Source organism: Christensenella sp. (assembly GCF_034927525.1).
In the GTDB taxonomy this organism is placed as follows: domain Bacteria; phylum Bacillota; class Clostridia; order Christensenellales; family Christensenellaceae; genus Christensenella.
In genome coordinates, this window is the sequence record NZ_JAYFPU010000238.1 from 1 (window position 1) to 3,199 (window position 3,199).

The 3,199-nt window shown below is 56.0% G+C and carries 7 protein-coding genes; all 7 read right to left on the reverse strand.

The genetic code is table 11. The features are described 5' to 3' along the window. Positions 1-243 (reverse strand): hypothetical protein (locus VB081_RS09885; RefSeq protein WP_323400656.1); only part of this gene is annotated, 243 nt, incomplete at its 3' end. A 79-nt stretch (positions 244-322) separates the two neighbouring features. After that, positions 323-556: a DUF2922 domain-containing protein gene (locus VB081_RS09890; RefSeq protein ID WP_323400657.1), complete on the reverse strand. Its 234-nt coding sequence runs from the start codon at positions 554-556 to the stop codon at positions 323-325. Between the two features lie 16 nt (positions 557-572). Then, positions 573-797 (reverse strand): DUF1659 domain-containing protein, encoded by a 225-nt coding sequence (locus VB081_RS09895; protein WP_323400658.1) that lies wholly within the window; start codon positions 795-797, stop codon positions 573-575. 79 nt (positions 798-876) lie between these two features. Next, a complete protein-coding gene (locus tag VB081_RS09900; RefSeq protein WP_323400659.1) occupies positions 877-1,251 on the reverse strand; it encodes a sigma factor-like helix-turn-helix DNA-binding protein in 375 nt (124 codons plus the stop codon). 50 nt (positions 1,252-1,301) lie between these two features. Further along, complete coding sequence (locus VB081_RS09905; protein WP_323400660.1) at positions 1,302-2,042, reverse strand: hypothetical protein; 741 nt, start codon at positions 2,040-2,042, stop codon at positions 1,302-1,304. A gap of 38 nt (positions 2,043-2,080) precedes the next feature. Then, entirely contained in the window at positions 2,081-2,842 is a 762-nt protein-coding gene (locus VB081_RS09910) for a phage antirepressor (protein WP_323400661.1), read from the reverse strand. Then, complete coding sequence (locus VB081_RS09915; RefSeq protein ID WP_323400662.1) at positions 2,839-3,012, reverse strand: hypothetical protein; 174 nt, start codon at positions 3,010-3,012, stop codon at positions 2,839-2,841. Before VB081_RS09915 ends, VB081_RS09910 begins: the two co-directional genes overlap by 4 nt. Between the last annotated feature and the right edge of the window lie 187 nt (positions 3,013-3,199).

The following is a 3,199-nucleotide window of genomic DNA, read 5'->3' on the forward strand; positions in this document are numbered from 1 at the left end:
GGTGATGCGGGTGTCGTGGCTTGCGAGGGTGTCCTCCTGGGCTTCGAGCTTGTCGAAGAGGCGCTGATGGGTGCGGGTGTTGCTTGTATCCAGGGTTTCCACGGTTCGGCTGAGCTGGGCGACGGTGGTGTCCAGGCGGGCAAGGATGGTGCTTAAGTGGCTGGTGAGGCGGACGAAGATGGTAATGAGGCCGGCGAGGGTGATAAGGATGCCGACGACGGACCATTCGGTGAGTGGTGTCATGGGTTTCTCCTGATAAAAGGCCCCGCCGGGATGCGGCGGGGCGGGGATGACGTTGGGGGTTAGTGGGCATCGGGGCCTGCTAGGCCTCTGGAATTTCCACTTCTGTGGTGGTGGTATCGACCCGTTTAGCGGTGAGGACGCCAATAAAGTCGAGGCCGTCGGGGGCGAAGATGTTCTGGGTGATGATGGCTTGGGCCCCGGCGAGAATTTCGGTGTCGGTGATGGCGTCTTTGTAGTCGGGGATGGTCATGCTATAGGTGTTGTCGGCTTCTTGCTTGAAGGTGATAACGAGGTTTTTAGTGGTGGTTGCCATGGATTAGGCTCCTTTCTTAAACGGTTTCGACGAGTTCTTCGGTTGTGACGGTGAGGATATTTTCGGCACTGGGGGATTGGAGGTTATCGATGGCCTTGCCAGTGGCGATGATTTGGGCGTCGGTGGCGGTGCTTTTGACGCTACTGTAGGATTTGGATTTCCGGACGGTCTTACCGTCGATGGTGCCATAGTTGGAGGTCAGCTTGAGGCTGATGCTATTTACGTTGCGTTCAATTGCCATGGGGGTTCTCCTATGTTTTGAATTTTATGGGCCGTGGGGGTGTGTTCTAGAACTGAGATTATCTTACCACCTTTGGATGTCAAATGGTGTCAAAGGGAGAATTTTGGTGCTCCAGGGCGTCTAAGGCATCCATTTTGAGGTTGTAGATTTGCTGGCGGGTGTAGTGCATCTCACGGCTGATGGTGTTCCAGCTGTGTCCTTCGAGGTAACGCGCCCGGAGAAGCTGGCGGTGCCGGGGGTCCGGGAGGGTGTCGATGGCGCTTTGGATGCACTCTAGGGTGCGGTGATGGTGGCCCAGGCGCTCGGTGAGGGCGGTGAGGATGTCGGACATTTGGTTTTTCCAGGCGTCCTGGGCGGTGGTAAGTCTTTGGATGTCGGCTGAAATGTCCTGGTAGCGGGAGAGCCAGGTGAGGATGGCGGTGTGGTCTTTGAGGTGTTTTTGGGGTGGTTTCATGGGGACTCCTTCGGGTTATAAACTTTTGGGTGTTGGACTTGACGCTTTTTCTATGGGGGCGGGTCTGCTCCGATTTTTCTGAAGTACTCTGCGTCGATGGCGTCGAGTTCGTCGTAGATGCTTAAGTCTCGTTGGATTTCGGGGCATAGGGCTTTTCTGCCCGTGGGATGGGTGAGGTCTTCGGTGGCCCATTTTTCCATGACGGCGAGATGGTTGTGGTAGCGTTTGTCGGGGTGGGTTTCGAGGTAGGTGTCGAGGTTCTGGATGAGGGCTTGCCAGTTTCCGGGGTGGGCGGTTTTCAGGTCGGATAGCTGGGGGGCAGTGAGGTGGACGTGGTGGTAGCGGCCGTGGGACTGTGCGTCGGGTAGGGAGGATTTCGCGGGGGCGCCCTCTCTCTTTTTTTGTTTATCTTTATGTTTTTGTTTAGATATGGCTACGGTTTGTACTTCGCTTTGAGGTACGCTTTGAGGTACGCTTTGCCCTACGGTTTGTCCTTCGCCTTGGGGGGATTCGAAGGGGATGAGATGGTATTGGCTGGGGGCGCCTTTTTTGCCCCGGTGGTAGTGGATGCGGCCGGCGAGGATGAGTTTTTGCCGGGCTTCGATGAGGGTGGCGGCCCGGGTCATTTTGAGGTGGGCCATGAGCCGGGGGTTATCCACCTGGAACCAGGACTGCCAGCCGGTTTTGTTGCAGAGCATCATGAGCTTGTACCACAGGAGCTGAGCGTTTGCGGGGAGGTGGCGGATTTCCATCTCCCGCTCGAAGGCGATGATTTCTTTTAAATAGTTCATGGCGTTGTCCTTTCGAGGGCACGTTGTTAAAGCAACGCTTAGTCGGCCCTTTTGCCTTGGACTAAAAACCGATTGATAAAATACACTTGGCCCTTTCCGGTGACCTTGGGGGTGCGGTTGATGGTGGTGTGGCCGTCGGAGTGGGTAATGGCCGTTTCCTTGATTTCGAAGAGGCCCTGGTCCATGGATTTTTGGGTGGGCATATTGCGGTCTGAGCGCTTGCCCTTGATGAGGTAGCCCTTGTCTCTTAGCCAGGTGAAGAGGCGCTTTGCGCCGATGTCCACGCCGTTTTGGGCGATGAGCTTGGCCAGCTCTCCCACGAGGATGGACTGGTGGGAGGCGGTGACGGCGTCGGCGAAGCAGACCTTGGGGGCGGCCTCCTCCAGGGCGGCGGTGCGTTCGGCGATGATGTGCTGGGCCAGGACCATGGCCCGGGCCATGAGCTCGGTGTCCCCGAGCTGGGTTTGGCCGGATAAATACCCGCCGTTTTTACGGATGCTGGGGAGGATTTCGGCGGTGACCCAGTGCTTGAAGGCCTTGGCGCTGGGGAGCTGGCTGGCCAGGATGAGGGCGTAGAGGCCGGATTCATTAATTAAGGACATGCTCTGGCGTCCCCCAAGGGTATCGCATTTCGCGACCCCCTTGTCCTGGGGGTCTACATGGGTGCGGATGGCATGGTTGGCATTGGCGTAGCCTAAAGCCTGGGCGATGTCTCGGGCGACAAACCAGGTGTCGCCGTCTTTGTCCAGGGTGCGGATTTGGCCGAACTCAGGGTGGGTGTAGGGGGTTAATGGTTTCATTTTAATGGCCTCGTTCTTTCTAATTCAAAAATCAATGCGTCTTCGTGATCCAGTTCCGACCAGGGGGCCAGGGGGATGGTGATGGCACCGGGGGGTGGCGTTTCTGGTATTCCCCAGTACCAGCGCTCATCCGGTGCAGTATCCCCAGATACGAGTGGGTTTTCTAACATGGTAAATCCTCCTTTTTCAGTAAAAATTCAGGGATTCCTACGGAAGATAACGAAAAAATGAATGCGATTGTAATTCATAACAAAAATTGATATAATAATTTTGAAATGGCTATCGGCGCGTCGGTTACCATGGACACAGGATAGCAAGGGCTGGTGATACAACCAACCCCGAAATTTGATACGCCTG